Origin of the sequence: Rubrivirga sp. S365 (assembly GCF_032248475.1) — a bacterium.
GTDB lineage: Bacteria > Bacteroidota > Rhodothermia > Rhodothermales > Rubricoccaceae > Rubrivirga > Rubrivirga litoralis.
Window position 1 is genome coordinate 133,492 of sequence record NZ_JAVTTN010000001.1, and the last position, 26,880, is coordinate 160,371.

Genomic DNA, 26,880 nt, shown 5'->3' on the forward strand with positions numbered 1-26,880 from the left:
TACGTTCCCGTTCCCCGACCGCCCCGCCCCCGCCATGCGCCTCAAGACCCTCGCCGGCCTCGCGTTCGTCGCCGTTTTCGGCTTTTTCGTCGTGACCAGCTTTGGAAGCCAGCTCTCGGGCTACGAGACGTTTACCGAGGCGACCGAGAGCGGGCGCCGCGCCCACGTCGTCGGCGAGTGGCTGGAGGCCGAGCCCTCGCGTTACGACCCGGACCGGAACGTGTTCACGTTCGTCATGGCCGACGAGGACGGAACGGCCCGGCGCGTGGTCTACGCCAACCCGAAGCCGGCCTCGTTCGAGGACGCCGAGCAGGTTGTCGTCGAGGGCCAGATGACGGCGGCCGGCGACTTCGAGGCCGAGCACATCCTCGTCAAGTGCCCGTCGAAGTACAACGAGGGCGGCGAGTTCCAGGCCGACCCGACGGCCGGCACACCGGCGGCCGGCGGCCCGGCAACGGTCGCGTTGGGGGCGGGGCGGTGAAGCGGCCTCTCCTCCTGGGTCTGGGCACGCTCGGCGTGATGGCCGCGGCCCTCGTCGCGGGCCGGGTGCTCGGGTCGCGCCCCGACGAGCCTGGCTTTGTCGGCCCGCTCCCGACCTGCACGGACACGCCCAACTGCTACCGCGCCCGGCGAGCCTACGACGTCGGCCCCGAAGCGCTCAAGACCGCGCTCGACGCCGCCGTCCGCGAGCAGCGGTCGATCTTCTCGGGCTCCGCCATCCGCGTGACGCCGACCGAGACCGGGCTCCGCGCCGTCTTCCGCGCCGGCCCGTTCCGCGACGACGTCGCTGCGGCCATCGAACCCGGCTCGGCCGGGCAGTCCGTCCTCCACGTCCGCAGCGCGTCGCGCGTGGGCGAGAGCGACCTGGGCGTCAACCGCCTCCGCGTCCGGCGCCTCCTGGACGACGTCGCCCGGCGACTCGCGTAAGGGGCGGGGCGGCGAAAGGCCGCGCCCCGCCCTGCCCGCTCTTTCTCGCCCGCTCAGTCGAGGTACGGGCGCCAGGTGACTTCGGCGGCGCGCGCCACGCCGTCCTCGTCCGTCTCGTAGCGGACCTCCACGGCGGTCGGCGCCGGTCCGCTGTCGATCTCGTAGAGGACCGCCCCGCTCCGCTCGTCGACCGGGCGCCCGAGGACGTCTTCGAGCGCCTCGCGCGCTTCGCCGACCGCCACCCCGCCCGATGTCCCGTAGCCGGTGCCCATGATCGTCACGCTCTGGACGAACGTCGGCCCGTCCGTGACCTCGTAGGCCACGACCTCCATCCCGTCGTACACGCGCGTGCGGACGGTGTCGACCTGGCCTTCCGTGTACTCGTTCGCGACGAGCTCGACGTGCGTCTGCCGAGGCGGGCGGAGGCCGGCGAGGAACGCGGCGGGGTCGTCGTGGAGGGCGAGGATGCGGTCGAGCGGCACGCCGGGCCGGACTTCGGGGGCGGGGCGGTCGGCGGGTGCCTCCTCCACCTCGGCGGAGGGCGCGGCGGCGCTGCGCGGAGCGGCCGGCTCACTACCGCACCCGGCGAGCACTACCAGCGCGGCGAGGCCGAGCGCGACGGCGGTCCGCCCCACCCCGCCCCACGTGGGCGGAGCAGCGGGCGGGCGGGAGCGAGTAGAAGGCGGCATGCGCCCGAACCTACGGCGGGCGGGGTGGCGGGTCCTTCTTGTAGACCACAGCCCGTTCCCCACCCCGCCCTAGTCCAGCGAGTGTCCAAGGGCGGGGCGGGCGAGGTGGCTTAGGCGGCGACGCCGGCCGCCGCCTCGAACCGCGCCACCTCCTGGCCCAGCCGCTCGCGCATCGGGCCGAGCCGCGGGTCGTCGAAGCGGCGCGTGGCGTCGAGGGCCGCGTGGAAAAACCACGCCTGCGCCTCCGGCCCCGCCGAGAGCGCGCGGCGCCCCGGCCCGTCGGCGAAGATGTCGACGCCGGCCTCCAGGCTGGACGCCATCGAGAACGCGTTGTGGAGCTTGTCGGCCAGCGACACGGCCGCGCCCTCGACTGGGCCGGCGCGGAGCGCGTCGAGGTACGCCTCCTTCCGCACGCGCCACGGGAGCCAGTCGCCCGCGGCGTCGCGCTTGGGCTCGGTCACAGCCTCGACGATGCGGACGACCGCCCCGCCCACGAGCGCGTCGAGCGCGGCCGGCGTCATCGTGTGGCCGTAGCGGTCGGCGTCTTCGAGCGCGTCGTGGAGGAAGGCCGCGGCGACGGCCTCGTCTCCCCACCCCGCCCGCTGGACCGTGAGCGCGACGGTCGTGACGTGGGCCATGGCGGGCACGCGCGACGGCGCGCCGTTCGGGGCCTCGACGCACGGGTCGCTCCACCGGCCCTTGCGGTACGTCTGGTCGTGCCACTCGGCGGCGATCTCGACGGCGCGCTCGACGAGCGGGGAAAACAAGGTCATGGGCGGACGACGTAGTGGGCGGAGGCGTCGAGCGGCACGGCGCCGACGAGGTCCGCGAGCGCGCCAACACCGTGCCGGGCGACGACGCCGAGCGGTCCAAGCGCCCGCTCCTGTAACGCCCCGCCCGGCCACAGCGCCGCCTGCCCGCGCTCCAGCCGCGCGCGGATGTCGGCGTGCGCCCGCTTCTCGACGCGGACCGTCTTCGTCTCCAGACGGTCGACCGCGTGGTCGACCGCCGCTCGCGCGGCGCCGGCCGCCCCGCTCAGCTCGCCGCCCACGTTTAAGGCGACGGCCTCCAGGTCGGTCAGTACGCCCGAGAGACGGGCGCGGGCATCGGCAAAGACGCCGTCGAGGTCGGCGTCGGACGCCTCCAGCGCGAGGCGGCGCCAGAGCGCGGCGAGGTCGCCCGAAAGGTCGGCCACGTCCAGCCCGTAGCGGTCGAGCACTTTGGCGACGCTGGGCTCGACGACCGTCAGGCTGAGGCGCGGCTCGACGACGGGCATCGGCACGCCGAACCGCTCGTAGACCGGGCCGAGCTGGGCGAAGTAGGCCGCCTCGCCCGGCCCCGCGACGTAGGCCGCCGTGGGCAGCAGCACGTCCTGCACGAGCGGCCGCAGGACCACGTTCGGGCTGAACCGCCACGGCTCGGCGTCGAGCAGGGCGTCCAGCGCGAGCGTCCGCCCCGCCCCGCGTACCTCGAAGGCGGTCCCTCCCGTCTCGGCCGGGTCGAGCGCGAGCCGCCGCCCCGCCCCCTCCTCGGTCGCCCCAGGAGCGCCGTCGTCCTCCGAACCGGGCGGGCGGGGCGGGGCGGCGTCCTCCAGCCAGAACAGGTTGACCGGCGACGGCGCCACCTGGGCGTGGAACCCGGCCGCCACGAGGTCGGCGCTGCGCGCCTCCAGAGCCGCCAGCGTCTCGGGCCACTCGGACAGCTCGCGCCGTACGAGCGGGGCGGCCAGCGCCTTCAGCCGCGCGTCGTCGACCGACATCAGGACCACGTCGGGGACGAGCGCGCGGAGCAAGCGCGCGAACGCGTCGCGCATCGTCCGGCCGGGGACGTAGGCGGCGCGGGCGAGGGCGAGCGCCTCGGCACGGTGCGGACCGGCGGGGAGGGCGGCCTCCAGCCCCCGCAGGGCGTCCGCGACGGCGGGTTCGGTGAGCACGATCCGCCCGACGGGGACGGCGTTGTCGTGGGCGGACCGCAGCCCGGCGAGGCGGCCGTCTTCGTACGTCACCGTGCGGACGTCGGGGCCGTCGGCGAAGGCGGCCCGGTGGATCTCGGCGAAGTCGTGGTCCTCGTCGGCCAGCCAGAACACGGGGACGGCGGGGCGGCCGGTCTCGCGCTCCAGCCGCTCGGCCAAGCGGACGGCCGTGCGCGCCTTATAGACCGTGTAGAGCGGGCCGGCAAACAGCCCGAGCTGCTGGCCCGTCACGACGGCGACCGACTCGGGATCGCGGAGCCGGCGGACGAGGGCCAGGACTTCGGGCGCGGCGCCCCATGCCGCGTTCTGCTCGGCCAGCACGTCGGCGACGGCGTGGCGGTGGCGGGCGCGCTGCGCCGCGATCTGGGCGGCCTCGGCGCGGTCGGCCCGGCTCCACGGGTTCCAGCGGTAAAATCTCAGGGCCGCCTCGTCTCCGGCCGCGTACGCCTGGAACAGCGCCGAGGCGCCGACGGCCGCGGGCGGCAGCGCCCGCACGTCCGGGCCGAGTGCGGCGGGGGCGGGGCGGTCCGTCACCCGTCGTCCTCCGCCCCGCCCTGAGCGGCGAGCGCGGCCTCTAAGCCCGCCTTGAACTGCTGCATCTTGGCGTCGAACGTGACCACCCAGCGGTCGCCCGTCCACTGGGCCGTCGTGAGCTCGACCCCGTCGATGTCCGTCCCCATCACCTCCGCCTGCGTGCGAACGACGACGTGGCGGAGGCTGTCACCCTCGGCGACGCTGCCGACGACGCGGCCGCGCGCGCTCTCGATCGCCTCGCCCACGAGCGGCTCGGCGCCCGTGAGCGCGCTCAGGAACTCGGCGAACGCCTCGGGCGGGGTGGCGTCCGGGTCGACGTCGAACGCGCCGGTCTCGTCGAGCTCGGAGAGCGCGCCCATGAGGCCCATGAACTCCTCGAGCTCGTCGGGGTCGAGGAGCCGGGCGGCGGCCACGTAGTCCCCGCCGGTGAACGCGCGGACGTACTCGCCGACGACGGCCTCCGCCCCGCCCGCGCCAGGCGTGGCCGCGTCCTGCGCGGCGGCCGGCGCGGCGAACGCGAGGAGGAGGGCAGCGCCGAGGAGGGACGGCGGGGGCAGGTTGGAGAGGCGCATGGGTGGCGGTGTGGGGTGCGGGAGCCTCGACGCCTTCCATCAGGCCGTACCCGGTACCTCGTACCCGGCACCCGCCCGCGAGGCGCTCTAGTTGTCCCCTTTCATCCGGGCGATCTCGTCGCGGAGCGTGGCGGCCGTCTCGTAGTCCTCGTCGGCGATGGCCTTTTCGAGCTGGCTCTCCATGCGGTCGAGCTTCGACATCGTCTTCCGGGCCGGGTCCGGCGACTCGCGCTCGGCGACCGCCTCGCGCTCGTCATCGTCGTCGCCGTCGTCGGCCGGGATGCCGGCCTCGTCGAGCACGGAGGCCGCGACAAAGATGGCGGCGTCGGTGCGGACGGCGAGCGCCACGGCGTCGGACGGGCGCGCGTCGAGCGTGGCCTCGTCGTCGTCGTAGACGTAGCGGATCTTGGCGAAGAAGGTGCCCTCGCGGAGGTCGTCGATGACGACGTCCGTGACCTCAGCGCCGAGCGCGTCGAACAGCCCGCGCAGCAGGTCGTGCGTCATCGGGCGGGGCGGCTGGATCTTTTCGAGTTCGAGGGCGATGGCCTGGGCCTCGGACGCGCCGATGATGATCGGGAGCCGGCGGTTGCCGCCGACCTCGCCCAAGACGAGGGCGTACGCGCCGCCCGAGGAGGGGCTCGTCGAGAGCCCGATGATGTCGACCTGGATGTAGTCCATGCGGAGAGAAACGTGCCCAATCAGAGGAAGGCAGGGAAGGTAACGGCGGGCCGGGGCGGAAGCGGCCTCCGGCGATGCCCCAACCCGCCGCGGCCGGCGCTGTTGCGGGCAGCGGGCAGCGGGCAGCGGGCAGCGGGCAGCGGGCAGCGGGCAGCGGGCAGCGGGCAGCGGGCAGCGGGGGCAACGTGCGCCACCCCGCCCGTGCCGAGGGCGGGGTGGAACAAAAACGGGCACCACCCCGCCCGCGCTTCCCTTTTCCCTTTTCCCTTTTCCCTTTTCCCTTTTCCCGCCTACCCCCAGCCCTCCCCCAGCGACGTCACGTGGACCATGTTGGTCCGGCCCAGGGCCGGCAGCGGGAGGCCCGCCGTGACCACGACGCGGTCGCCCCGCTCGTAGGTCTCGCTCTCCAGGAGCACGCGATGGACCGTCCGCACGCCGTCGTCGGTGTGCTCCTGGAACGGGATGGGGATGGGCTCGACGCCCCACGTCAGCGCGATCCGCCCGAGTGCCATCTCGTCGTCGGTGAAGGCGTAGATGGGGACGTCCGGGCGGTGGCTGGCGATGGCCCGGGCCGTCGAGCCGCTGTGCGTGAGGCACCCGATGGCGCGGGCTTGCGTCTGCTCGGCCAGCTGGACGGCCATGTAGGAGACGGCCTCGGTGACGGGCGCCACGTTGTCGTGGACGGCGTCGACCGTCTGGCGCCCGCCGAGCCGCCGGCGGTTGGCCTCGACCGAGCGGACGATCTCGTCCATCACGCGGACCGTCTCGACCGGGTACTTACCGGCCGCCGTCTCGCCCGAGAGCATGACGGCGTCGGAGCCGTCGAGGACCGCGTTCGCCACGTCGGTCGCCTCCGCCCGCGTCGGGCGCGGGTTCTCCATCATCGACTCCAGCATCTGGGTCGCCGTGATGACCGGCTTCGAGGCTTCGAGGCACTTGCGGATCAGCTGCTTCTGGACGATCGGGACCTCCTGCATGGGGATCTCGATGCCCAAGTCGCCGCGGGCCACCATCACCCCGTAGCTGCTGTCGAGGATGGCGTCGAAGTCCTCGACGGCCTCGGGCTTCTCGATCTTCGAGATGACGGCGATGTCCTTGCCGCTCTCCTTCACGCGCCCGACGAGGTCGGCCACGTCGCTCCCCGAGCGGACGAACGAGAGCGCGATGAGGTCGACGTCGTGAGCCAGCCCGAACGCGAGGTCGCGGACGTCCTTCTCGGTCAGCGACGGCCGCGCCGACTTCAGCTTGGGCAGGTTGACGCCCTTGCGCGACCGGAGCGGGCCGCCGACGACGACCTCGGTCTGCACGTCGACGCCGTTGATGGCCGTCACCACGAGCTCCAGGTGGCCGTCGTCGAGCAGGATCCGGTTCCCCTCCGACACCTCCTCGGCGAGCGCCGGGTAGCTCACGTGGACGCGCCGGCCGTCGCCCTCGGCGACCGGCGCCGACGTGAGCACGAGCGGCTCGCCGCGGTGGATGAGCACGCCGCCGTCGCGGACCTCGCCGAGCCGGATCTTCGGCCCCTGGAGGTCCTGGAGGATGGGGACCACGCGGCCCGCCCGCTTCGCCTCCTCGCGGACGACCTCCATCATGCGGCGGTGGTCGTCGTGCGAGCCGTGCGAAAAGTTGAGCCGGGCCACGTCCATGCCGGCCCCGATCAGCGCGCGGACGCCGTCGCGGGAGGCGACGGCGGGGCCGAGCGTGCAGACGATTTTCGTGCGACGGGGAGCGGGGCGGAGCATGGGCAGGGCGTGGGCGAGGGAGGCCGTCTAACCTACCCCGCGCGCCCGCTCGGCCGGGGCGAGGAACGGCCTAGACGGCTCGAAATCGCCGGAAGCGCTCCCGGAGGAGCCCCGGCTCGCCCGCCGCCCCGCCCCTACTCCACGACGTAGACGACGGCGCCGCGGCCGCCCTGGCGGCTGTGGACCGGCCCGGTCCCGTTCCCGGTCCAGATGGCGCCGGCACGGGGCGGGGCCGCGTCCGCGACGTCTACCGCCCCGCCCTCGTCGGACGGGGCAGGCGGGGCGGCCGCCTCGAAGCGCGCGGCGGCGTCTTGTGCGGCGGGCGGGGCGGGCGCGATCGTCCACCGATCCGGCCCGGCGACGGGCGCGCCGGCGGGGGCCTGGGCGAACCCGCGGAGGCCGGCGTCGAGCGCGCACGAGACGAGGGCGAGGCTGGCCGCCAGCCCGGCCTCCTGCTCGGACGCCGACAGCGTGGCGGGGTCGACGGGCACGCCGGCCGCGAGGCGGGCGCCGAAGGCGTCGAGGGCTGCCCCGCCCACCCCGATCTCGGGGAGCGCGGCGCGGCGCGCGGCGCAGTCGCACGCCGCCTGGGCCGCCGCCGTGCTGAGGCGGGGGGCTGCCGGGTCGGCCGCGACGGCCATCGTGGCGGCGCACGCGCGGGCAAAGCTCTCCTGGGCCAGGGCGGGGCGGGCGAGGCCGGCGGCAAGGAGAAGGAGGGCGAGGAGCACCGCGAACCGGACGGTCGGCAGGGCCTGCGGGGTCGTGGGCATGGGCAGGGTGGAGAGTCCGCGTCTGGTGTCGGCGTCCCCCGCCCCGCCCCCTAATGGTCGCGCGGATTGTCCGCCCCGCCCGACGCGGAGCGCGCCTGTACGGGCGGGGCGGAGGCCGCGGGTGCCCGCCGGAGTGCCCCGCGGCGCCGATTCCGAGACGGTATTCTCATGATTCTTTAGTGTATGCCACCCCTCGCCGTGGGCTCTCCTTCTCCGACGGGCTGGCTCCACGTCGCGGCGGCCGCGGCGGGCCTTGCCCTCGCCCCGCTCGCGCGGGCGCAACCGACGCCGGCGGACTCGGCCCAGTCCGCCGTGCCCGCCGAGGGACCGGGCGCTGCCTGGGACGCGTCGCTCCCCGACCTCCGCGTCAGTCCGCCGTCCCCCGATTCGAGCGGGCTCGTTTGGTGGCACGTGGCGGCCGCCGGCGCCGGTGCCGGCGCGCTCGGCGCCGCCTTCGTCGAGCGGCTCCACGTGGGGTGGTGGGACGAGCGGAGCCCGCGGTTTCGGATCCTGGGCGACAACGCCTACGCCCTCAACGCCGACAAAATTGGCCACGCCTGGGGCGCCGCGGTCCTCACGCGCACCTCGGCGATGTCGCTCGAAGCGGCCGGCTTGGGGCGCGCCCAGGCCACGGGCGTCGCGGCCGGCGCCGCCTGGGCCATCCTGTTCGTCCACGAGGTCTACGACGGGTACGGCCCCTACTGGGGGTTCTCGCCCGGCGACGTCGCGGGCAACACGGCCGGCGTCGGGTGGGAGGTGGCCCAGCGGCACGTGCCGGCGCTCGAACCGTTCGACTTCAAGCTGAGCTTCTGGCCCAGCGGGGCCGACGAGCGCACGCTCATGGAGGACTACCGCGGGCAGACCTACTGGCTGTCGGTCGTCCCCCACGACGTCGCCCCGGACGCGGCGAAGCCGTTTCTTCCGCCCTGGCTCGGGATCGCCGCCGGGACCACGGTCCGCGGCGCCGACGCCAACGGGTTCCCGACGGAGCGCGAGTGGTACCTCGGCCTCGACCTCAACGTGTGCGGGCTGGGGCTGCGCGGCCCGCTCGCCGGCCCGCTCTGCGAGGCGTTCCGCGTGGTCCACCTCCCGATGCCGGCCCTCCGCATCGCCCCCGAGGTCCGCCCGGTCCTGTTCGGGTACTGACGCCGCCCCGCCCCGCCCCGCCCTCGGCGCGGGCGGGGTGGCGAAATCGGGCGGGGCGGCCGCTCGCTACCCGGCCTCGACGCCCATCGACCGGCTCGACCAGTCGTAGGCGAACCGGGCCAGCTCCGCCCCGCTCTTGAGCCCCAGCTTGCGCTTCACGTTCGCGCGGTAGCTCTCGATCGTCTTGACGGACAGGTTGAGCTCGCCGGCGATCTCGCGCGTCGTCAGGCCGCCGCCGATAAAGCGGACCACCTCGGCCTCGCGGTCCGAGAGGTGCTCGACGGCCGGGCCGCCGCCGTCCGGCCCCTCGACGGCCCGGAGCACGAGCTCGTCGGCCAGCGCGTCGCTCACGTAGAGGTCGCCGCCGAGGACCCGCCGGATGGCCTCGACGACCGCGCGGGGGTCGCCCTGCTTGGTCACGAACCCCTGCGCCCCGGCGCGGAGCACGCGCTCGGCGTAGAACCGCTCCTGGTACATCGACAGGACGAGCACGGGAAGGTCGTCGTACTGCGCGCGGATCTGGCCGATCAGGTCCAGCCCCGACCCCTGCTTGAGGCCGATGTCGAGGAGGACGAGGTCGAACGTCTCGGCGCCCATCAGCTGGAGCGCCTCGTCGGCCGTGGCCGCCTCGCCGGCGACGGCCAGGTCGTCCTCGGCCGCGAACAGCTTGTCGAGCCCCCACCGGACGATCGGGTGGTCGTCGACGACGAGGATGCGGGCGGGGGCGGGGGGCATGGTCGGGGGCCGTGGGGCCAAAAGGTAGGCGCAGGACATGTGCGACACCACCCCGCCCGCGAAGGGGCCGTGACGGTCCGGTGACACCGCACGGCGGTATCTTTTCCGGGATCGCCCCGCCCCCGCTTTTCCGTCCCCCCCGACGCCATGGCCGAGATCCCCGACACCCCCGCAGGGGACGGCGCAGCCAGCGCCTCCCGGATCATCCCGATCAACATCGAGGAGGAGATGAAGTCCTCCTACATCGACTACTCGATGTCGGTCATCGTGAGCCGCGCGCTCCCCGACGTGCGCGACGGGCTCAAGCCGGTCCAGCGCCGCGTGCTCTACGGCATGCAGGAGTTGGGGCTGGCCGCTGGGCGGGCGCACAAGAAGAGCGCCCGCATCGTGGGCGAGGTGCTCGGCAAGTACCACCCCCACGGCGACCAGTCGGTCTACGACGCGCTCGTGCGGATGGCCCAGGACTTCGCCGTCCGCGGCCCGCTCGTCGACGGGCAGGGCAACTTCGGGAGCATCGACGGCGACTCGGCGGCCGCCATGCGCTACACCGAGGCCCGCCTCACGCGGCTCTCCGAGGAGATCCTCCGCGACCTCGACAAGGAGACCGTCGACTACACGCCGAACTTCGACGGCTCGCTCGAAGAGCCGTCCGTGCTCCCGGCGGCCCTCCCCAACCTGCTCCTCAACGGCGCGAGCGGCATCGCCGTCGGGATGGCGACGAACATCCCGCCGCACAACCTGGGCGAGCTGGTCGACGGCATCGTCGCGTACATCGAGGACCCGGACATCACGCTGGAGGCGCTCATGGCGCACGTCCCGGCCCCGGACTTCCCCACGGGCGGGGTGATCTACGGCGTCGGCGGCGTCCGCGAGGCGTACGCGACCGGGCGGGGCCGCGTGGTCATGCGCGCGCGGATGCACGAGGAGACCATCAAGCGGCGGGGCGGCGACGGCGAGGGCCGCGAGGCGCTCGTCGTGAGCGAGATCCCGTACCAGGTCAATAAGTCGACGCTCATCGAGCAGATCGCCCACGCCGTCCGCGACAAGCGGATCGAAGGCGTCTCCGACCTCCGCGACGAGTCCGACCGCGACGGGATGCGGATCGTGATCGAGCTGCGCCGCGACGCGGTCCCGGCCGTCACGCAGAACCAGCTGTTCAAGTACACGCGGCTCCAGCAGACGTTCGGCGTCAACACGGTCGCCCTCGTGAACGGGCGGCCCAAGACGCTGGGGCTCAAGGACCTCATCCGCCACTACGTCGACCACCGGCACGAGATCGTCGTGCGGCGGACCGAGTTCGAGCTCCGCAAGGCCGAGGAGCGCGCGCACATCCTGGAGGGGCTGACGGTGGCGCTCGACCACCTCGACGCCGTCATCGCCATCATCCGCCAGTCCGACGACACGGACGCGGCGCGGGCCAACCTCATGGCCGGCGTCTACCCGCAGCGCCTCACGGCCGAGCAGAAGGAGCGGCTGGGGCTGGCCGCTTCGGACCCCGTCGAGATCACCGGCCCGCGCGAGGCGGTCGGCTACGCGCTCACGCGCGAGGACTTCCAGCCGCAGCCGTGGCTGAGCGCGGCCCAGGCCGACGCCATCCTCGCCCTCCGCCTCTCGCGGCTGACGGGCCTGGAGCGCGACAAGATCGCGGCCGAATACGCCGAGATCCTGAAGGAGGTCGAGCGCCTCCAGTCGATCCTCGCGTCCGAGCCGCTCCGCATGCGGATCATCGCCGACGAGCTCCGCGAGGTGGCCGAGAAGTACGCCGACCCGCGGCGGACGGAGATCGACGTCATGGGCGGCGGCGACATCGACTTGGAGGACCTGATCGAGGACGAGCAGGTCGTGGTGACGATCACGCACCAGGGGCTCGTGAAGCGGACGTCGATGGCCGAGTACCGCACGCAGGGGCGGGGCGGCACGGGCCACCGCGGGACGGGCACGCGCGACGAGGACTTCGTCGAGCACCTGTTCGGGGCGAGCGCCCACGACTACCTCCTCTTCTTTACCGACCACGGCCAGTGCTACTGGCTCCGCGTCTACGACGTGCCCGAGGGGACGCGGACGGGGAAGGGCCGGTCGGTCCGCAACCTCGTCCAGATCGACCAGGACGACCGCGTGCGGGCGGTCCTCGCCATCCGCAAGGAGGACTTCCGCGACGACGACTTCCTCGAGAGCCACTTCGTGCTCATGGCGACGCGGGCGGGCCGCGTCAAGAAGACGCCGCTCGCGGACTTCTCGCGGCCCCGGGCCGACGGGATCATCGCCATCGACGTCGTGGACGGCGACGAGCTCATCGAGGCCCACCTCACCGACGGCGACACCGAGGTGCTGCTGGGGTCGTCGGAGGGCCAAGCCATCCGGTTCCACGAGGGCGACGTCCGCTCGATGGGCCGCAAGAGCCGGGGCGTGGGCGGGATGAAGCTGCCCGGCGGCGAGCGCGTGGTGGGCATGATCGCCGTCCGCCGCGACGGCGCCCAGGTGCTCACGATCTCGCAGAACGGGTACGGCAAGCGGACCGACCTCGACGAGTACCGGGTCCAGAGCCGAAACGGCAAGGGGATCCTGACCCAGAAGACGACCGGCAAGACCGGCCCGCTCGTCGCCATCAAGAGCGTGCTCCCCGACGACCAGCTGATGATCGCGACCGAGGCCGGGACCATGATCCGCATGGCCGTCGAGGACATCTCGGTCTACAGCCGCAACACGCAGGGCGTCCGCGTCATTAACCTCAAGGCGAACGACGCCATCGCCGACGTGGCCCGGCTCGTGATCGAGGACGCCGAGGGCGGGGTGGTCGCCCAGATCGACCCGACGCCGTCGGGTGACGCGCTCGACACGGACGACGGCGTGGCCGGCGACGGGCAGGCGTAGCCGCCCCGCTCGCGCGACCGCCCCGCCCGCACGCCCTTCGCGGGGGCGGGGTGGCCGGCATCTGACCACCCCGCCCGCAGCGGGCGGGGCGGCTCCTACCCCGCCCTACCGCTCCGCCGACGCCGCCCGGCGCACGCGGTCCACGTCATCGGCGTCGATAAGCCCCAACTCGGCCGCCGCCTCGGCCGCCCCGACCGTGTCGCGGACGAGCCGCATCGGCACGCCCCGCATCTCGACGTCGCGCACGATGTGGCCGACCGCCCGGTCGCGGGCGCCGTCGGTCACGTCGCGGACGAGCACGGCGGCCACGCGGGCGGGGCGGCGCGCGACGACCTGCTGGTAGATCTCGGCGTCCTCCTGCCCGCTGTCGCCCACGAGGACCACGCGCAGGTCCGGGTAGAAGTCGAGGAGCGTGTGGATCTGGTCCAGCTTGTGGGCGTGGTGGCCCGACTTGATCAACTTGCCCGGGTCCACCCCAAAGTCTTTCAGGAAGAGCGGCCCCGGCGGCACGCCGCGGTGCTCGAAGGCGCCCGCAAACTGGCGGTACAGGTTCCACGGCGACGACGACACGTAGAAGATCGGGTTCGTCGCCGCCCCGCCCTCGTCCACGAGCGCGCGGTAGAGGGCGCCGACGCCGGGGAAGACCTCGCGCGTCGTGGCGTTGTTGAGGAGCACGACGCGCGCGAACCGGAGCTTGTTGGTGGCCCCGGTGCGGATGACGGTGTCGTCGACGTCGCTCACGACCATGAACCGGGCGTCGGCCGGCGGCACGACGACCCGGGCCGTCGCCTCGGCGTGCTGCGGCTCCTCGACCGTCACGGTCGCCTCGGCCCAGCCGCGCGCGAGCGGTGCGGCCGTCTCGACGTCGAGGCTGTAGTACCCGTCCTCGTCGGTCTCGGTGCGGACCGTCTGCCCGCCGACTTGAACCGTGACCCGGGCGCCCGGCACCTCGTCGCTGAGAAACCGGCGGGCCGTGAGCCGGGCGCTCTCGAGCCGCGTGAGCGCTCCCTCGTGCTCGACCTCTCGGTCGTCCAGGACGCGCCCGAGCAGGCGGACCCGGTCGGGGCGGCCGTAGCCGTGGTACGGCAGTACGTGGACGTCGTCCCACAGGCCGTAGCGGCGGCGGACGGCGCTCAGCGAGCGGTCTACCACGCGCTCGGCGCGGACGAGGATGGACGTGAGGGCGTCGAGCATGGGCGGGGTGGGGTGGGAAGCCACCTACCCGCGCGTCGGGCGCGGAGGTCCGCCACCCCGCCCCGCCCTTTAGGGCCTGCGGCCCCGCTGCGGAGCCCCGCCCATCAGCGCGCCCCGCCCGCCAGCGCGTTTCGCCGCCGCTTGAACGCGACGGCCGCGTTCGTGTAGCCGCCGCCGGCCCCGTCCACAAAGTGGACCTGCCCCCCCATCCGTTCGTAGACGATGCACGTGAGGACGGCCCGGTCCGTGACGTGGAGCCCGTAGGCCAGCCGCCCCGCCCGGTGGAGCCGGTCGAGCGTGGCCTCGAGGCGCCCGCGGTCCGCCGCCCCGCCCGCGAGCACCATGCGGAGGACGCCGTCGAACTTGCGGTAGTCCGTCGAGGCGAGGACCCGCTTGGGGTACTCCTCCCAGTCCGTCTCCTGCGTCCGAGCGCCGAGCCCGATGAGCGTGCGACCGAGCAGGTTCAGCGCCCACATTTTGGCCTGGTAGCGGAGCCGGGCGCCGGGGTGGCGGAGCCTCGCCTCGGGGCTGAGCTTGGAGGGCCGCGCGCTGAGGCGGAGCCGGTCGAGCGTGACCGGGCGCGCGGCGTCGCCGCGGCCGTAGAGGGCCTCGATGGTCCCGAGCACCTCGCGGTACGTCGCGCCGGTGTCGCCGCCGACGGCCTCGACGAGGAGCGACACGGTCTCGCCGCGCGGGCTCTGCACGTCTTCCCACCGGCACTCGAGGCCGGCGTACGGGTCCGCGCCCTCGGGCGGCTCGGCGCGGTTGGCGTAGAGCTCGGCCGTGGCCGGGCTCTTTACCTGGCGCTCGGCCCACTCCACGCCGCGCCCCTGAAACAGGGCCTGCGCGTAGCGGTCCGTCACCTGGAGCCGCGCGACGGCCACGTCGTGTCCGGCCTGCCGGATCGCGGTGACGGGAACGGCGCCGACGCGGAGCGGGAGCCCGAGCCGCGCCGAGGCGTGCTCCTGGAGCGCGGCGAGCGCGCGGAGCGACGCCGGCAGGTGCTCGGGCGGGACGAGGAGCGTGGCCCCATCGCCGCCGAACACGAACGGGAGGTCGGCCCGGTGGCTCGCGTTGAGCACGGCCGCGATCGACGCCGCGCCGACGTAGTTCACGTCCCGGTACCGCCCCGCCCGCACGGCCTCCGTCGAGCCCACGACGTCGGTGAGCACGACGGCCCAGTCGTCCGGGGCCGGCGTGTAGGCCTCGGGGTCGGCGAGCGCGGCGAACCGCTCGACGGCGGTGAGACGGGCGAAGAAATCGGCGGCCACGGGCGGGGCGGGAGGTCAGAGAGCCGGCGGATCAGCAAATCGGTGGGGCCGCCCCGCCCCCACGCACTGAGCGGAGGCCCGACCCGCTGCCTTGCTAGTCGTCGCGGCCCGCGAGGTCCGGCGCGAAGGCGGGCGTGCAGACGGCCCAGTACTCGCACTCGTCCGCCTCCGACGGGTTAAGGTAGCGGACGCGCTCGCCGGCCTCGCACAGCACCGTCTCGCCCGGCCCGACGTCGAGGTGTCCGCCCTCGTGCTCGACGCGCATCGTCCCCCGGACGACGATCGTGACCTCGTCGAAGGCCGGCGTCTGCGCCGGCTCGTCCCACCCCGCCGGGGCCACCATGTGGGCCACCGACAACGCCGCCGTGCCGGTGCGGACGTTCCCGACGTGCTCCTCGATCAGCTTCCCGCCGGGGACGGGGATGCGGGTGGGCGAGGTGATGTGCTGCGGCATGGGCGGGGTAGAGAGCGGAGAGCGGAAGATGTGGCCGGCCGCGCCGAGGGCGGGGCGGGCGTTGGCGCCGCGCCGCGTGGGGCGTCGGACTACGGCGGCCGCGGCGGAACGTAACGACCCGACCGCCCCGCCCCCAACGCCGCCGCCTCGTGGGGGCGGGCGCGCTGGGGGCGGGCCACGCCTCGCCCCGCCCCTCGGACGGCTCGGGCGGGGCGGCCGACCGCTCGGCGGATTCGGGCGCGGCCGCGAAACCTCGGCCCGTACCCTACGCATGAGAGTTCCCCCTCGTCAGCCGCCCCCGCCCATGGTTCTCGCGTTACAACTCGCGGCCCCGGCGGCTCTGCTCGCGCTCCTCCTCCTCGCCGCGCTCCCCGACAAGCGGCCGAGCGGGTAAGCGCTCCGCCAGCGCCCCGGCCCCGCCTCCGCCCCGCCCGACGCCTCGGGCGGGGCGGCGTGCTTTGGGGCCACGTCCGCCAGCGGGGCCGCCCCGCCCGCACGGCGATTCCTGATCGGGCGGCGAACGGGGAGCGGCGGGCGGGGTGGGGCGTACGCCTCGTCCTCTCACCCTCTCGACCATGTCCTTCGGAGACGTCGCCAGCAACCTCCTCTACATCCTCCTCGCCGTCGCCGTCCTGGCCATCTTTATCGTCCTCGCGCGGCAGGCGTTCAAGGACCCGGCCAGCCGCAAGGGCGCTGACGGCGAGAGCGACAAACCGGACGGGACGCTGTAGCGGGCGGGGCGGGCACGCGCCGCGTCCACCCAGAGCCGCCCCGCCCGGCGCCGGGCGGGGCGGCCGGCCGCCTACACTTCGGCCTTGATCGCCCCCTCCAGGATCGCGACGCCGGCGTCGAGGTCGGCGTCGGTGACGGTGAGGGCGGGGCGGAACCGGACCGAGCGCTCGCCGCACCCGAGCACGATCGCGCCGTCGTCGAAGGCCCGCTGGACGACCGCGTTTCGGATCTCTTTCGAGGGCAGGTCGAACGCGCACATCAGGCCCTGCCCGCGGGCGTCGGTCACGGCCTCGTGCGCGGCTTCGAGCTCCTGGAGCCGCGCGAGCAGGTGCTGGCCCATGCGCTCGGCGTTGCCGACGAGGTCGTCGGCCTCGATGACTTCGAGGATGCGGTCGAAGCGGACCATGTCGACGAGGTTGCCGCCCCACGTCGAGTTGATGCGGCTGGACGTGGCGAACACGTGGCCCTCGACCTCGTCCACGCGGCGGCTCGCGAGGATGCCGCAGACCTGGGTCTTCTTGCCGAACGCGATCACGTCGGGCGTCACGCCGAGCCCCTGGTAGGCCCAGAAGGTGCCGGTCAGCCCGACGCCCGTCTGGACCTCGTCGAAGACGAGCAGCGCGTCGAACTCGTCGGCCAGCGCCCTCAGCCCCTGGAAAAACGACGGGCGGAAGTGGTTGTCGCCGCCCTCGCCCTGGACCGGCTCGATGATGAGGGCCGCGATCTCGTCCGGGTGGTCCGTGAACGCCTGGCGGGCCTCGGCGAGCGCGGCCGCCTCACGCTCCTCCACGTTCCCCCCGCGGATCTTGGGGTTCGCGACGCGGGGCCAGTCGAACTTGGGGTAGTGGGCGACCTTGTTGGGGTCCGTGTTCGTGAGCGACATGGTGTAGCCGGTCCGCCCGTGGAACGCCTCGCGGAAGTGGAGGACCTTGTGGCCGCGCTCGCCCGAGTACCCCTTCTGCTGGTTTTTGCGCACCTTCCAATCGAACGCCACCTTCAGCGCGTTCTCGACGGCGAGCGCCCCGCCCGAGACGAAGAACGCGTGGGGCAGCTCGTCCGGAATGCCGACGCGGCTGAACGTGTCAACAAAGCGGGCCAGGTGCGGCGTGTACACGTCGGAGTTGGCCACCTTGTTGAGCGCCGCCTCCATGAGCCGCGCCCGGAACGCCTCGGCCTCCTCGCCCGGCCCGGCGAGGGCGGGGTGGTTCATGCCCAGCGGGTTCGAGGCGTAGAACGTGAACAGGTCGACGTAGTCGCGGCCCGTCGCGGCGTCGCGGAGGTGGGCGCCCTGGCTGGCCTCCATGTCGAGGACGATGGGGTAGCCGTCGGCGAGCAGGTGGCGCCCGATGATGCCGCGGACGTCGGCGGGGGCGGGGAGGCCGTAGCGGGTCTCGGAGGCGGTGATCTGCATGGGGGCGCGGGGTGGAGTCGGAAGTCTGTCGCGCAAGGTAACGGCCCCGGGCGGCGTTCTGGTCCGGTGGGAGCGCTTCCGGGCGACCCGCCGGCCGGAGCGCCCACGAACCTCGCCGCGCCCGCCCCGCCCTCGCTTGCCTATTGCCTATGCGCGCGGGCGGGGCGGCGGCCACGGCTCGGGCGGGGTGACTGACCTGCCCGCGTAAGCCCGCCGCCCGCCCCGCCGTCTGGCGTGGGCGGCCCCGGGGCGGGGCGGCCGCACACGAACGGCCCCGCCTCGCCCTTTGGGTCCGCCCGTACCTTCCCGCGCATCCCTGGGACCCCCACCCCGCCCTTATGCCCGCGACACCCGCCCCGCCCCGCCGCCCCGGAGAGGTCCGGCTCAAGGCCGCCGCCCCGCCCGTGGCGCTCGACACGCCCGAGGGCGACGGCTTCGCCCTCGAACTGCCCGTCGTGCAGAAGCCGCAGGTCGCGAGCCGGCCCGGCGGCCGGCCGCCGTGGCTGCGCGCGAAGCTCCCCTACGGCGAGACGTTCCGCGACGTCCAGAAGACGATCGAGGCCCACGGCCTCCACACCGTCTGCTCGTCGGCCCGGTGCCCGAACATGGGCGAGTGCTGGAGCGCCGGCACGGCGACGTTCATGATCCTCGGGAACGTGTGCACGCGGGGCTGCTCGTTCTGCGCCGTCCTCACGGGCCGCCCCGAGCAGAAGGACCTCGACTGGGACGAGCCCCGGCGCGTGGCCGAGGCCGCCCAGCTCATGGGGCTCCAGCACGTCGTGGTGACGTCGATCAACCGGGACGACCGCGAGGACGGGGGCGCCCCCATCTTCGCCGAGGTCATCCGGCGCGTCCACGACCAGGACCAGACCATCGAGGTGCTCATCCCCGACATGCGCGGGCTCCGCCCCGCCCTCGAGACCGTGTTCGAGGCGCGCCCGGAGGTCCTCAACCACAACGTCGAGACGGTGCCGCGGCTGTACCGCCGCGTCCGCCCCCAGGCCGACTACCAGCGGTCGCTCGACGTGATCCAGCTGGCCAAGACCGAGCACGGCCTCCGCACCAAGTCCGGGATCATGGTGGGCCTGGGCGAGACGCCCGACGAGGTCGTCTCGCTCATGGCCGACTTCGCCGCCCACGGCGTCGACGTGATGACGATCGGCCAGTACCTCCAGCCCACACGCCACCACCTGCCCGTCGAGGAGTTCGTCCACCCCGACCGCTTTGCGTGGTACAAGGAGCAGGGCGAGGCGCTGGGCATCGAGCACGTCGAGAGCGGCCCGCTCGTGCGGAGCTCGTACCACGCCGAGCGGCATGTTTAGGGGGAGGGATGCGGGATGCGGGATGAGAGGAGGGCGGGGGCCGCACCGCCTTCTCTGCTTATCCCTCTATCCCTTGTCCCTCATCCCTCTTCTCCTCGCCGGGTGCGGCGTCGTGCGCGGCGCGTTCGAGCCCTCGGCCCGCGGCGAGGTCGACGCCCACGTCGTCTACCGGCTCCGCCCCGACTGCCCGACGCTCCTGGCCCGGACGACGGACAACGGCTACACGGTCATGACGCCGCTCGGACGGGTCGACGTGCCCCAGCGAAACGCGTTCGTCGGGCTCGGGATCGAGGAGACCGGGCTGTTTGAGGGGCCGGTCCGCGAGGGCCAGTCCGTGTTCCGCTACGTGCCCCCGGCCGAGTCGGGGACGTGGGACGGGGGCGGGGCGGACGTGACCGTCGACGTGAACGCGGTCCGCCTCGACCTGCCCGCCGCGCACGCCCGCGTGACGGACCTGTGCGGCCCGCTCCCCCCAGACGTCGTCGGCGACGACGTCCCGCGCGTCCCGGCGCCGTAGCGGGCGGGGCGGGGTGTAGACTGGCGGGCCATCCCGCCCGCGCGCCATGCCCGCCCCGCCCGCCTACGACGCCGCCGACCCCAGCGCCTACGTCGAGAACGTCCTCGCGCTCGTCGGCGACCGCGACCCGCTCGCGCTCCTCGACGCCGCGCCCGAGCGTGCCGCCGCGGCCGTCGCCGGTCTCTCCGACGCCGATGCCCGCCGGCCGCCCCGCCCCGGCTCGTGGTCCGTGCTGAGCGTGCTCCGCCACCTCGCCGACTCCGAAGTCGTCTACGGCTACCGGCTCCGCCTGATCGTGGCCGCCGACCGGCCCGAGATCGTCGGCTACGACCAGGACGCCTGGGCCGACCGCTTGCACTACAGCCGCGGCACCGTCGCCGAGGCGCTGGGCGACTGGAGGGCGGGGCGGCGCATGACCGTCCGTTTTCTCCGCGCGCTCGACGCGGCCGACTGGGACCGCGTCGGGCTCCACAGCGAGCGGGGCGAGGAGAGCGTCCGCCGCATCGCGACGCTGCTGGCGGGCCACGACCTAAACCACGAGCGCCAGATCGCCGCGGCCCGCGAGACGCTCGGCGTCTGAGGCCGCCCCGCCCCCGAACGCGGGCACGACCGAGCGGGCGGGGCGGCAGACCGAGCGGGCGGGGCGGCAGACCGAGCGGGCGGGGCGGCAGACCGAGCGGGCGGGGCGGCAGACCGAGCGGGCGGGGCGGCAGACCGAGCGGGCGGGGCGGCGCTCGCTACGCCTTGACCGCCACGCCCACGTAGCCCACGGCCTCGGTCGACGTGTAGGTAAACCGGAAGCCCGGATCGATGCGCCGCCGGGCGACCGAGCGCCAGAACGCGCCGTCCAGGCGCGGCCGCATCCCGCGCACCTCCTCCACGCGGAGACCGGCCGCCCGCGCGTAGCCGCGGAGCGTCTCGGGCGGGATGAACAGGCGCCACACGTGGAGGTGCTGCGGCGCGTCGCGCACGACGGCCTTGAACCCGTGGACGGCCACGAGCCACGACAGCGGCGTCTGGTTGAACGTGTTGAACACGACCACCCCGCCCGGCCGGACGGCCCGGGCCGCCTCGGCGATCGCGCGGGCGGGCTCCTCGACGTGTTCGAGCACGTCGAGCAGGAGGACCGCGTCGTAGGCGCCGTCCTCGGCGTCCAGCGCCAGGGCGTCGCCCACGCGGAACGTGGCGTCGGGCACGCGCTGCCGGGCCACGGCCAGCGACCCTTCGGACAGGTCGACGCCCTCGACGCGGTAGCCGGCGTCGGCCAGCGGGAGCGACACGAGCCCCGCCCCGCACGCCACGTCGAGCACGCGGGCGCCCTCGTCGATCCCGTGCCGGTCGAGCACTTCGCGGACGTAGGCCGTCTTGAGGATGCCCTCGGCCCGGAGCAGCGCGATCGCGTGGCCGTCGTCCTCGAACCAGCGGTCCCCGAGGTCGTCGTAAAAGGCGTTGTTGACAGCAGGCACGGCGGAAGGCGGAAGGCGGAAGGCGGAAGGCGGAAGGCGGAAGGCGGAAGGCGGAAGGCGGAAGGCGGAAGGCGGAAGGCGGAAGGCGGAAGGCGGAAGGGTGCCCGCCCCGCCCGCTGTGCCGGGGGCGGGGCGGGTGCCGTAGCGCCGTTGCATGCAACGGCGTAGCGCGGCCGGGCGGGGCGGCCACGGGCGGGGCAGCACCGTTCTCAGACCGCCCCGCCCGCGTGACGCGGCGGGCGCGCCGCTCTGAAATCGGCCACCCCGTCCCACTGATCCTACTGATCCACTGATCTTCTACTGACCGACTGCCCCCCCGCCCTTCCGCAGCAGGTTGCCCGTCACCGTCAGGCCGGGGCCGAAGGCGACGGAGCCGACGAGGGCGCCGGCCGGCACGTCGTCGTCCTGGAGCACGCGGTCCCAGATGTGGGGGAGCGTCGTCGACGACATGTTGCCGCGCTCGCGGAGCACGCCCTGGCTGTGGCGGACGCGGTCCTCGCCGACGCCGAGCGCCTCGGCCGTGCTCTCGATCACACGCGGGCCGCCGGGGTGGACGGCCAGCACGTCGAGGTCGTCCACATCCAGCCCGTTCCGCGCCAGGAATGCCCCGAACGCGCCGGCGACGTGGGCGCGGATGTGGGCCGGCACCTCGCGGCTCAGCGTCATCGCGAACCCGCCGTCGGCCGGCCGCCACGTCATCTCGTCGAGCGTGTCGGGGAGGATGGCCTCGAAGTGGTCGAGGAGCGCGAAGTGCGGCTCGGGCGGGGGCTGGACCGTCACGTCGAGCCGCGCCGCGCCGTCGGCGAACAGGACCTGCTGCACGATCCGGTCCGGGTCCGTCGTGGCGAGGTGGTGGTGGAGCGTGCACATCTCGACGAGGAGCACCGACGTCCGGGCGTCCGCCCCGCCCAGGGCCGCCCCGCCCGGTTCGTCGCCCGCGGCGACGGCGCGGGCGGCCGTGGCCGTGGCGAGGTCGGCGGCGGTCGCGAGGGCGGGGAGGGCCGCGTAGCACCCCATGTGGCCCACGCTGAGGAGCCGCGTCCGGTCGGCCCAGCCGCGCGCGGCGACGAGGCGCTGGACGGCGCTCGGGCTGTCGTAGCCCGTGCAGCTCACCTGGAGCAGCGCGTTGGGCGGCTCGGCGTCGCCGGCGAACGCGTCGTGCGCGATCGCCTCGGCGGTCTCGGTGAACACGGCCATCCGCGCGTCGAGCGACGCCCGGTACCACGGGGCGGCGGCCGCCCCGCCCCCGACCTGCCCGTCGCCGCTGGGCGGGGCGGCGTGGACCCGCATCCGGTCCCAGTCCTGGTGCGCGTAGTCTTCGAGCGCCGTCCGCCGCGTGTCGATCGCGCTCCGCCGGCCGAGCAGGTCGTAGAGCCGGAGCGCCCGGTCGAGGTCCGGGACCGGCGCGGTCTCGGCCACGCGCTGAAGAGCCGCCTTCATCCAGGCCACGCCGTCCTCCTGGCGGAGGAGGTGGCCGAACGCGAGGGGGCGGGCGGTGAGGTAAGCGCGGGGGGCCACGGGCGGGGAGGTGTAAGAGGGTTAGTCGATACTTATCGGGGTCCGTCGTGGGTCCTAGCGCCCGCACATCTCAGGCGATGCCCCGGGCGCGGCCGCCGCCCCGCCCGGGGGAGACCGGGTGAAGGCGCCTGCGCGCCCGGGCGGGGCGGCACCCCGGCGCCCGTCGCGGGTTCGGCCCTCTAGCTTCCGCCACCCCGCCCCGCGCCCGCCATGTCCGACTACGCCCACCCCGAGGTCCTCGTCTCCACCGACTGGGTCGCGAACCACCTCGCCGACACCGAGAACGTCCGCGTGATCGAGTCCAACGAGGACGTCCTGCTCTACGCGACGGGCCACCTCCACAACGCCGTCCACGTCGACTGGCAGACCGACCTCCAGGACGAGGAGGTCCGCGACTACATCAGCCAGAAGCAGTTCGAGCGGCTGTGCTCGAAGCTCGGCATCCGCCCCGACACGACGGTCGTGTTCTACGGCGACAAGTCGAACTGGTGGGCCTGCTACGCCTTCTGGACGTTCACCATGTTCGGCCACAAGGACTGCCGGGTCATGGACGGCGGCCGGGCGAAGTGGGAGGCCGAGGGGCGCACGATGACGACCGACGCCCCGGACTTCGAGAGCACGGACTACACCGCAGACACGCCGCAGCCGACGGTCCGCGCCTTCCGCGACGAGGTCCTCCGCCACATGGAGGACGGCGGGGCACTCGTCGACGTGCGCAGCCCGCAGGAGTTTATCGGCGAGGTCACGCACGCCCCGGGCAACCCGAACTCGGAGGCCGCTCTCCGCGGGGGCCACATCCCGGGCGCCTCGAACGTGCCGTGGAGCCGGGCCGCCGCCGACGACGGCACGTTCAAGAGCCGCGAGGACTTGGAGGCCATCTACCTCGACGAGCAGGGGCTGAGCCCCAAGGAGCCGACGATCGCCTACTGCCGCATCGGCGAGCGCTCCAGCCACACGTGGTTCGTGCTCCGCTACCTCCTCGGGTTCAAGAACGTCAAGAACTACGACGGCTCGTGGACCGAGTGGGGCAACCTCGTCGGCGCGCCGATCGAGAAGGGCGAGCCCGACGAGGGGGAGTAGAGGCCAGGAAATAGGGAATGGGGACTGGGAAATAGAGTCTCCGTTTCGACCACCCCGCCCGCTCTGCCCGTTCCTGTTTCCCGTTTCCTAGTTCCCTGCAGTTGATGAACGCCCGCCTCCAGGAGATCGCCGACGAGCTGGCCTCCGTCCCGCCCGAGATGCAGGTCGAGCTCCTGCTCGAACACGCCCGGCAGTTCCCGCCGCTCCCCGAGAAGTACCAGGCGGCCCGCGACGCCGGGCTCGGCCGGGTCCACGAATGCCAGGCCGAGGTCTACTTTTTCCCCGAGGTCGAACCCGACGCCGAGGGCGGGGCGGTTCGCATCCACGCCGACATCCCGGGCCACGCGCCGACGCAGCGGGCGCTCGTCGGCATCCTGATGGAGGCGTACGACGGGGCGCCGCCGGCCGAGGTCGCCGACATCCCCGACGACCTCCTCCGGCAACTCGGCGTGGCGAAGCTGCTCGGCGTGCAGCGGCAGCGCGGGTTCGCCGGCGTCCTCGCCCGGCTCAAGCACGGGGTCGCCGAAGCGGCCGCCGACCCAGACGGCGACGCCTCGGGCGGGGTGGAAGCGTGACCCTCGGCCTCCGCCCCGCCCCGCCCCACGACGTTTCGCTCCGCCCCACCCCGCCCCGCCCGCTCTGGCGGGGCGGGGTGGCCGCACTCGCCTCCCTGCTGGCCGTCGCGCTCGGCGCGTGCGGCTCGCCCCGCCCGCTCGCCCTGGAGGAGCGGCCCTCTAGCCGCGTGGTCGTGCCCACGTCGTCGGTCCACTACCGCGACTACGACACGGCGGACGACCTCGCGGCGGCGCTCCGGTGGCGGCCCGGGGCGCCGGTCCTGGTCAGCGCGCACCGCGGCGCCCCGCCCCACGGGCTCCCCGAGAACTCGCTCGCCACGTTCGAGCACGCGCTCAACTTCGCGCCGGCCCTCATCGAGACCGACGTGCGGCGGACGGCCGACGGCGTCCTCGTGCTCATGCACGACGAGACGCTCGACCGGACGACGACTGGGACGGGCCGCGTCGACGAGACCTCGTTCGAGGCGATCCGCTCGCTCCGGCTCGTGACCGAGGACAGCCTCGTCACCTCGTTCCGCGTGCCGACACTCGCCGAGGCGCTGGCGTGGGCTGAAGCCCGGACGGTCCTGCTCCTCGACGTCAAATCGGACGTGCCGTACGAGGAGCTGGTCGCCGAAGTCGAGCGGCTGGAAGCGGCCGACCAGTCCGCCGTCATCGTGTACTCGCTGGAGGACCACCTCCGGCTCTACGCCCTCGACCCCGACCTCGTCGTGTCGAGCACGGCCGAGACCGTCGCCGCCGCCGACGCGCTCCTCGCTTCGGACGTCGACCTGAGCCGCGTGGTGGCGTGGACCGGCGTCGGCCCGCCCGACGCCGACGTGGTCGCGCGGCTCCACGCGGCCGGCATCCGCGCCCAGGCCGGCGCCTACGGGGCGATCGACGCCGAGGCCGCCGCGACCGCGACGACGGAGCCCTACGACGCCCTCCTCGTCACCGGCGTCGACGTGATCGGGACCGACGAGGTGGCCGCCGCCGCCCTCGCCGCGCGCCGAGCCAACGCGAACCGCCCCGCCCCGTCGCCCCGCCCGTAGGCGCGGGCGGGGCGGTCGGCGCTACGGTCCGACCAGCCGCGTGAGCAGCGCCCGCAGCGCGCCCTCGTGCCCCGGCCGCAGCGGCACGGCGCCGACACCGAGCGCGTCCAGGCTCGTCCACAACCGCGACGTGCGGAACACGGGGTCGTCGTCGCCCGGAAAAAGCGCCGCGGCGAGGTCGACGACGCCGGCCTCCCCGCCCGGCCCGACGATGGCGTCGCGGTAGCGGTGGAGCGTGCCGAGCGCGTCCTCGGGCGGGCCGGCGGCGCCGTGGCGGCGGCGGTAGCCGGCCGCGTCGTCGCGGCGGTACTTGGCGTCGAGCACGACGCGGCGCGTCGGCCGCCCCGCCCGGTTGCAGCCCGCTTGGCGCACGGTCAGCCACAGGTCCGGCCGCTGGACGAGGAGCGCGGGCGGGGCGGGAAAGCGCGGCTGGTACCGGGCCTCGACAGTCGCCGCCCCGCCCGCGAGCACGACCGCCTGGTCCGGCCGCAGGCGGACGTCCGCGCCCTCGACGTCGACGGCCAGCCGGGGCGGGGCGGCGAGTCCGAGCACAGCGGCGGCGGTGCGCACGACGGCGAGCGCCGCCCACGTCTCGTAGAGGACGGCGAGGTCCTGCGTCGCCACGTCGAGGCCGCTGCTCTGGAGGTCGAGGCCGCGCTCGGCGGCGCGGAGGGCGTCGTAGACCGCGGCGTAGGCGGGGCGGCGGCGGAGCACGAGCGGCGGCACGGCAGGAGCGCGCCCCGCCCCGCCCAGCACGGGCCGCGCGCGGACGCGGCGCAGGCGCTCCTCCAACCCTGCGATCTCGCGGCGGACGGCTTGGCGCCGCGCCGTCGGGCGCCGGCGGGCCTCGCCCGCCGCGAGCGCGCCCAGCCGCGAGACCAGGCGGTCGAGCGCCGCCCCGATCCAGCGGTGGGCCGCCGTGTCGTCCGTGAGCCGGGCGGGGCGGCCGGGGAGGACGCCCGCCACCCCGCCCCGGCGCGCGGCGGACCGCGTCTCGGGCGACGCCCGCCGCAGCCGGTCGGCGCGGACGGCGCGGGCGGGGCGGACCGTCTCCAGCGCCGGCCGCCGGTCGATCTCGGCAACGGCGTCGTCCAGCGCCCCGACCGACGCGGCGAGCGCGGCGAGCCACACGGGCGGGGCGGGCGCGCCCTCCGACGCCGCCCCGCCTAGCGTCGCCGGGCGCAGCGAGGCGACCGACAGCCCGGCCGCCGCCGCCTCGACGTCCGCGCGCATGGCCTCGACGTCCGACAGCGGCAGCTTGGTCGGGGCGACCGTCACCTCGATCTCGGCCTCGGACCGCCCGCCGGAGCGGACGACGAACCGCGCCCTCCCCGCCTGCGACCCGAACCGGACGCGTCCATGCACCACGCGCCCGCCGTCGGCCGCGACGAGGCCGCCCACGACGACCGGGTCCCGGTGCTCCAGCGACACCGGCTCGCCGGACAGGCTCTGGAGGAGGACGGCGTAGCTGGTTTCCTCCTCCAGCACCACGTCTCGCTCGGCGAACACGGCCGCCCCGCCCGCGTCCAGCCGGAGCGCGTCGGCCCCGAGCGCCCGCGCCACGAGCGGGGCGGGGCGGCCGGCGTCCGACGCGGAGCCCCGGGCGGGGCGGGGCGGGCCGCTCCACGTCAGGCGGAGGGCGGCGGTCTCGATGGTGAAGAGTGTTTGCACAG

At 74.6% G+C, this 26,880-nt stretch carries 26 protein-coding genes; 11 read left to right on the forward strand and 15 right to left on the reverse strand.

Translation table 11 applies throughout. The annotated features are described in order from the left end of the window. The first annotated feature begins 34 nt into the window (after window positions 1-34). Together RQM47_RS00540 and RQM47_RS00545 are read left to right on the forward strand one after the other, a co-directional pair. Window positions 35-481, forward strand: a complete 447-nt coding sequence (locus RQM47_RS00540) for a cytochrome c maturation protein CcmE (protein WP_311665935.1) — start codon at window positions 35-37, stop codon at window positions 479-481. Beyond that, window positions 478-927 (forward strand): DUF1499 domain-containing protein, encoded by a 450-nt coding sequence (locus RQM47_RS00545; RefSeq protein ID WP_311665933.1) that lies wholly within the window; start codon window positions 478-480, stop codon window positions 925-927. Before RQM47_RS00540 ends, RQM47_RS00545 begins: the two co-directional genes overlap by 4 nt. Window positions 928-980: 53 nt before the next feature. On the opposite strand, the gene RQM47_RS00550 is transcribed toward RQM47_RS00545, so the two are convergent. The 7 genes from RQM47_RS00550 to RQM47_RS00580 all read right to left on the reverse strand — a co-directional run bounded on the left by RQM47_RS00550 (window position 981) and on the right by RQM47_RS00580 (window position 7,884). Beyond that, window positions 981-1,616 (reverse strand): hypothetical protein, encoded by a 636-nt coding sequence (locus RQM47_RS00550; protein WP_311665931.1) that lies wholly within the window; start codon window positions 1,614-1,616, stop codon window positions 981-983. A gap of 110 nt (window positions 1,617-1,726) precedes the next feature. Continuing rightward, window positions 1,727-2,389: an HD domain-containing protein gene (locus tag RQM47_RS00555; protein ID WP_311665929.1), complete on the reverse strand. Its 663-nt coding sequence runs from the start codon at window positions 2,387-2,389 to the stop codon at window positions 1,727-1,729. Beyond that, window positions 2,386-4,122, reverse strand: coding sequence for a bacillithiol biosynthesis BshC (gene bshC / locus RQM47_RS00560; protein WP_314006955.1), 1,737 nt, complete (start codon window positions 4,120-4,122; stop codon window positions 2,386-2,388). Before bshC ends, RQM47_RS00555 begins: the two co-directional genes overlap by 4 nt. Then, entirely contained in the window at window positions 4,119-4,694 is a 576-nt protein-coding gene (locus RQM47_RS00565) for a hypothetical protein (protein WP_311665925.1), read from the reverse strand. The genes bshC and RQM47_RS00565 overlap by 4 nt, the downstream gene beginning before the upstream one ends. A gap of 87 nt (window positions 4,695-4,781) precedes the next feature. Then, window positions 4,782-5,372 (reverse strand): bifunctional nuclease family protein, encoded by a 591-nt coding sequence (locus RQM47_RS00570; RefSeq protein ID WP_311665923.1) that lies wholly within the window; start codon window positions 5,370-5,372, stop codon window positions 4,782-4,784. A gap of 290 nt (window positions 5,373-5,662) precedes the next feature. Further along, window positions 5,663-7,114 (reverse strand): pyruvate kinase, encoded by a 1,452-nt coding sequence (gene pyk, locus RQM47_RS00575; protein WP_314006957.1) that lies wholly within the window; start codon window positions 7,112-7,114, stop codon window positions 5,663-5,665. Window positions 7,115-7,248: 134 nt separating this feature from the next. Next, window positions 7,249-7,884 (reverse strand): hypothetical protein, encoded by a 636-nt coding sequence (locus RQM47_RS00580; RefSeq protein WP_311665746.1) that lies wholly within the window; start codon window positions 7,882-7,884, stop codon window positions 7,249-7,251. A gap of 183 nt (window positions 7,885-8,067) precedes the next feature. On the opposite strand from RQM47_RS00580, the gene RQM47_RS00585 reads away from it, so the two are divergent. Beyond that, window positions 8,068-9,030, forward strand: coding sequence for a DUF2279 domain-containing protein (locus RQM47_RS00585; protein ID WP_311665748.1), 963 nt, complete (start codon window positions 8,068-8,070; stop codon window positions 9,028-9,030). A gap of 66 nt (window positions 9,031-9,096) precedes the next feature. Here RQM47_RS00585 and RQM47_RS00590 read toward each other — a convergent pair whose 3' ends face one another. Then, window positions 9,097-9,765: a response regulator transcription factor gene (locus RQM47_RS00590; protein WP_314006959.1), complete on the reverse strand. Its 669-nt coding sequence runs from the start codon at window positions 9,763-9,765 to the stop codon at window positions 9,097-9,099. Window positions 9,766-9,912: 147 nt separating this feature from the next. Here RQM47_RS00590 and gyrA point away from each other — a divergent pair, with 147 nt between their 5' ends. Next, complete coding sequence (gene gyrA, locus RQM47_RS00595) at window positions 9,913-12,636, forward strand: DNA gyrase subunit A (RefSeq protein WP_314006960.1); 2,724 nt, start codon at window positions 9,913-9,915, stop codon at window positions 12,634-12,636. Between the two features lie 105 nt (window positions 12,637-12,741). Here gyrA and RQM47_RS00600 read toward each other — a convergent pair whose 3' ends face one another. From RQM47_RS00600 to RQM47_RS00610, 3 genes are all read right to left on the reverse strand, one after another. Next, on the reverse strand, window positions 12,742-13,830 hold the full coding sequence (locus tag RQM47_RS00600) for an App1 family protein (protein ID WP_314006962.1): 1,089 nt from the start codon (window positions 13,828-13,830) through the stop codon (window positions 12,742-12,744). Between the two features lie 104 nt (window positions 13,831-13,934). After that, the gene (locus RQM47_RS00605) at window positions 13,935-15,101 is read right to left on the reverse strand and encodes a DUF3095 domain-containing protein (RefSeq protein ID WP_311665756.1); all 1,167 of its coding nucleotides are present in this window, start codon (window positions 15,099-15,101) and stop codon (window positions 13,935-13,937) included. A 94-nt stretch (window positions 15,102-15,195) separates the two neighbouring features. Next, window positions 15,196-15,555: a cupin domain-containing protein gene (locus RQM47_RS00610; RefSeq protein ID WP_311665758.1), complete on the reverse strand. Its 360-nt coding sequence runs from the start codon at window positions 15,553-15,555 to the stop codon at window positions 15,196-15,198. Between the two features lie 575 nt (window positions 15,556-16,130). On the opposite strand from RQM47_RS00610, the gene RQM47_RS00615 reads away from it, so the two are divergent. Further along, the gene (locus RQM47_RS00615; protein ID WP_311665760.1) at window positions 16,131-16,286 is read left to right on the forward strand and encodes a hypothetical protein; all 156 of its coding nucleotides are present in this window, start codon (window positions 16,131-16,133) and stop codon (window positions 16,284-16,286) included. Between the two features lie 71 nt (window positions 16,287-16,357). On the opposite strand, the gene lat is transcribed toward RQM47_RS00615, so the two are convergent. Then, window positions 16,358-17,698 (reverse strand): L-lysine 6-transaminase, encoded by a 1,341-nt coding sequence (gene lat, locus RQM47_RS00620; protein WP_311665762.1) that lies wholly within the window; start codon window positions 17,696-17,698, stop codon window positions 16,358-16,360. 338 nt (window positions 17,699-18,036) lie between these two features. Here lat and lipA point away from each other — a divergent pair, with 338 nt between their 5' ends. From lipA to RQM47_RS00635, 3 genes are all read left to right on the forward strand, one after another. Further along, window positions 18,037-19,020, forward strand: coding sequence for a lipoyl synthase (gene lipA, locus RQM47_RS00625; RefSeq protein WP_311665764.1), 984 nt, complete (start codon window positions 18,037-18,039; stop codon window positions 19,018-19,020). Between the two features lie 73 nt (window positions 19,021-19,093). Next, entirely contained in the window at window positions 19,094-19,537 is a 444-nt protein-coding gene (locus tag RQM47_RS00630) for a hypothetical protein (protein WP_311665766.1), read from the forward strand. Between the two features lie 46 nt (window positions 19,538-19,583). Next, a complete protein-coding gene (locus RQM47_RS00635) occupies window positions 19,584-20,117 on the forward strand; it encodes a DinB family protein (RefSeq protein WP_311665768.1) in 534 nt (177 codons plus the stop codon). A gap of 157 nt (window positions 20,118-20,274) precedes the next feature. Here the strand turns inward: RQM47_RS00635 and ubiG are convergent, their stop codons facing one another. Both ubiG and RQM47_RS00645 read right to left on the reverse strand, forming a co-directional pair. Next, window positions 20,275-21,003: a bifunctional 2-polyprenyl-6-hydroxyphenol methylase/3-demethylubiquinol 3-O-methyltransferase UbiG gene (gene ubiG, locus RQM47_RS00640; protein WP_311665770.1), complete on the reverse strand. Its 729-nt coding sequence runs from the start codon at window positions 21,001-21,003 to the stop codon at window positions 20,275-20,277. A gap of 297 nt (window positions 21,004-21,300) precedes the next feature. Beyond that, a complete protein-coding gene (locus RQM47_RS00645; RefSeq protein WP_314006964.1) occupies window positions 21,301-22,521 on the reverse strand; it encodes a 3-oxoacyl-[acyl-carrier-protein] synthase III C-terminal domain-containing protein in 1,221 nt (406 codons plus the stop codon). A 210-nt stretch (window positions 22,522-22,731) separates the two neighbouring features. On the opposite strand from RQM47_RS00645, the gene RQM47_RS00650 reads away from it, so the two are divergent. The 3 genes from RQM47_RS00650 to RQM47_RS00660 all read left to right on the forward strand — a co-directional run bounded on the left by RQM47_RS00650 (window position 22,732) and on the right by RQM47_RS00660 (window position 25,207). After that, entirely contained in the window at window positions 22,732-23,601 is an 870-nt protein-coding gene (locus RQM47_RS00650) for a sulfurtransferase (RefSeq protein ID WP_314006967.1), read from the forward strand. Between the two features lie 104 nt (window positions 23,602-23,705). Continuing rightward, window positions 23,706-24,176, forward strand: a complete 471-nt coding sequence (locus tag RQM47_RS00655) for a SufE family protein (protein WP_314006970.1) — start codon at window positions 23,706-23,708, stop codon at window positions 24,174-24,176. Continuing rightward, on the forward strand, window positions 24,173-25,207 hold the full coding sequence (locus tag RQM47_RS00660; RefSeq protein ID WP_314006973.1) for a glycerophosphodiester phosphodiesterase family protein: 1,035 nt from the start codon (window positions 24,173-24,175) through the stop codon (window positions 25,205-25,207). The genes RQM47_RS00655 and RQM47_RS00660 overlap by 4 nt, the downstream gene beginning before the upstream one ends. 21 nt (window positions 25,208-25,228) lie before the next feature. Here RQM47_RS00660 and RQM47_RS00665 read toward each other — a convergent pair whose 3' ends face one another. Beyond that, window positions 25,229-26,878, reverse strand: a complete 1,650-nt coding sequence (locus RQM47_RS00665; RefSeq protein ID WP_314006976.1) for a DUF2357 domain-containing protein — start codon at window positions 26,876-26,878, stop codon at window positions 25,229-25,231. Window positions 26,879-26,880 lie beyond the last annotated feature (2 nt).

What these genes read in the sequence shown, in the direction of transcription:
- RQM47_RS00635 (WP_311665768.1), top strand. Translation starts at nt 19,584, where the DNA reads ATGCCCGCCCCGCCCGCCTACGACGCCGCCGACCCCAGCGCCTACGTC.
- RQM47_RS00555 (WP_311665929.1), bottom strand. Translation starts at nt 2,389, where the DNA reads ATGACCTTGTTTTCCCCGCTCGTCGAGCGCGCCGTCGAGATCGCCGCC.
- RQM47_RS00570 (WP_311665923.1), bottom strand. Translation starts at nt 5,372, where the DNA reads ATGGACTACATCCAGGTCGACATCATCGGGCTCTCGACGAGCCCCTCC.
- lipA (WP_311665764.1), top strand. Translation starts at nt 18,037, where the DNA reads ATGCCCGCGACACCCGCCCCGCCCCGCCGCCCCGGAGAGGTCCGGCTC.
- lat (WP_311665762.1), bottom strand. Translation starts at nt 17,698, where the DNA reads ATGCAGATCACCGCCTCCGAGACCCGCTACGGCCTCCCCGCCCCCGCC.
- RQM47_RS00590 (WP_314006959.1), bottom strand. Translation starts at nt 9,765, where the DNA reads ATGCCCCCCGCCCCCGCCCGCATCCTCGTCGTCGACGACCACCCGATC.
- RQM47_RS00565 (WP_311665925.1), bottom strand. Translation starts at nt 4,694, where the DNA reads ATGCGCCTCTCCAACCTGCCCCCGCCGTCCCTCCTCGGCGCTGCCCTC.
- RQM47_RS00655 (WP_314006970.1), top strand. Translation starts at nt 23,706, where the DNA reads ATGAACGCCCGCCTCCAGGAGATCGCCGACGAGCTGGCCTCCGTCCCG.
- RQM47_RS00580 (WP_311665746.1), bottom strand. Translation starts at nt 7,884, where the DNA reads ATGCCCACGACCCCGCAGGCCCTGCCGACCGTCCGGTTCGCGGTGCTC.
- RQM47_RS00650 (WP_314006967.1), top strand. Translation starts at nt 22,732, where the DNA reads ATGTCCGACTACGCCCACCCCGAGGTCCTCGTCTCCACCGACTGGGTC.
- RQM47_RS00585 (WP_311665748.1), top strand. Translation starts at nt 8,068, where the DNA reads ATGCCACCCCTCGCCGTGGGCTCTCCTTCTCCGACGGGCTGGCTCCAC.
- RQM47_RS00615 (WP_311665760.1), top strand. Translation starts at nt 16,131, where the DNA reads ATGTCCTTCGGAGACGTCGCCAGCAACCTCCTCTACATCCTCCTCGCC.
- pyk (WP_314006957.1), bottom strand. Translation starts at nt 7,114, where the DNA reads ATGCTCCGCCCCGCTCCCCGTCGCACGAAAATCGTCTGCACGCTCGGC.
- RQM47_RS00610 (WP_311665758.1), bottom strand. Translation starts at nt 15,555, where the DNA reads ATGCCGCAGCACATCACCTCGCCCACCCGCATCCCCGTCCCCGGCGGG.
- RQM47_RS00550 (WP_311665931.1), bottom strand. Translation starts at nt 1,616, where the DNA reads ATGCCGCCTTCTACTCGCTCCCGCCCGCCCGCTGCTCCGCCCACGTGG.
- gyrA (WP_314006960.1), top strand. Translation starts at nt 9,913, where the DNA reads ATGGCCGAGATCCCCGACACCCCCGCAGGGGACGGCGCAGCCAGCGCC.
- RQM47_RS00540 (WP_311665935.1), top strand. Translation starts at nt 35, where the DNA reads ATGCGCCTCAAGACCCTCGCCGGCCTCGCGTTCGTCGCCGTTTTCGGC.
- RQM47_RS00600 (WP_314006962.1), bottom strand. Translation starts at nt 13,830, where the DNA reads ATGCTCGACGCCCTCACGTCCATCCTCGTCCGCGCCGAGCGCGTGGTA.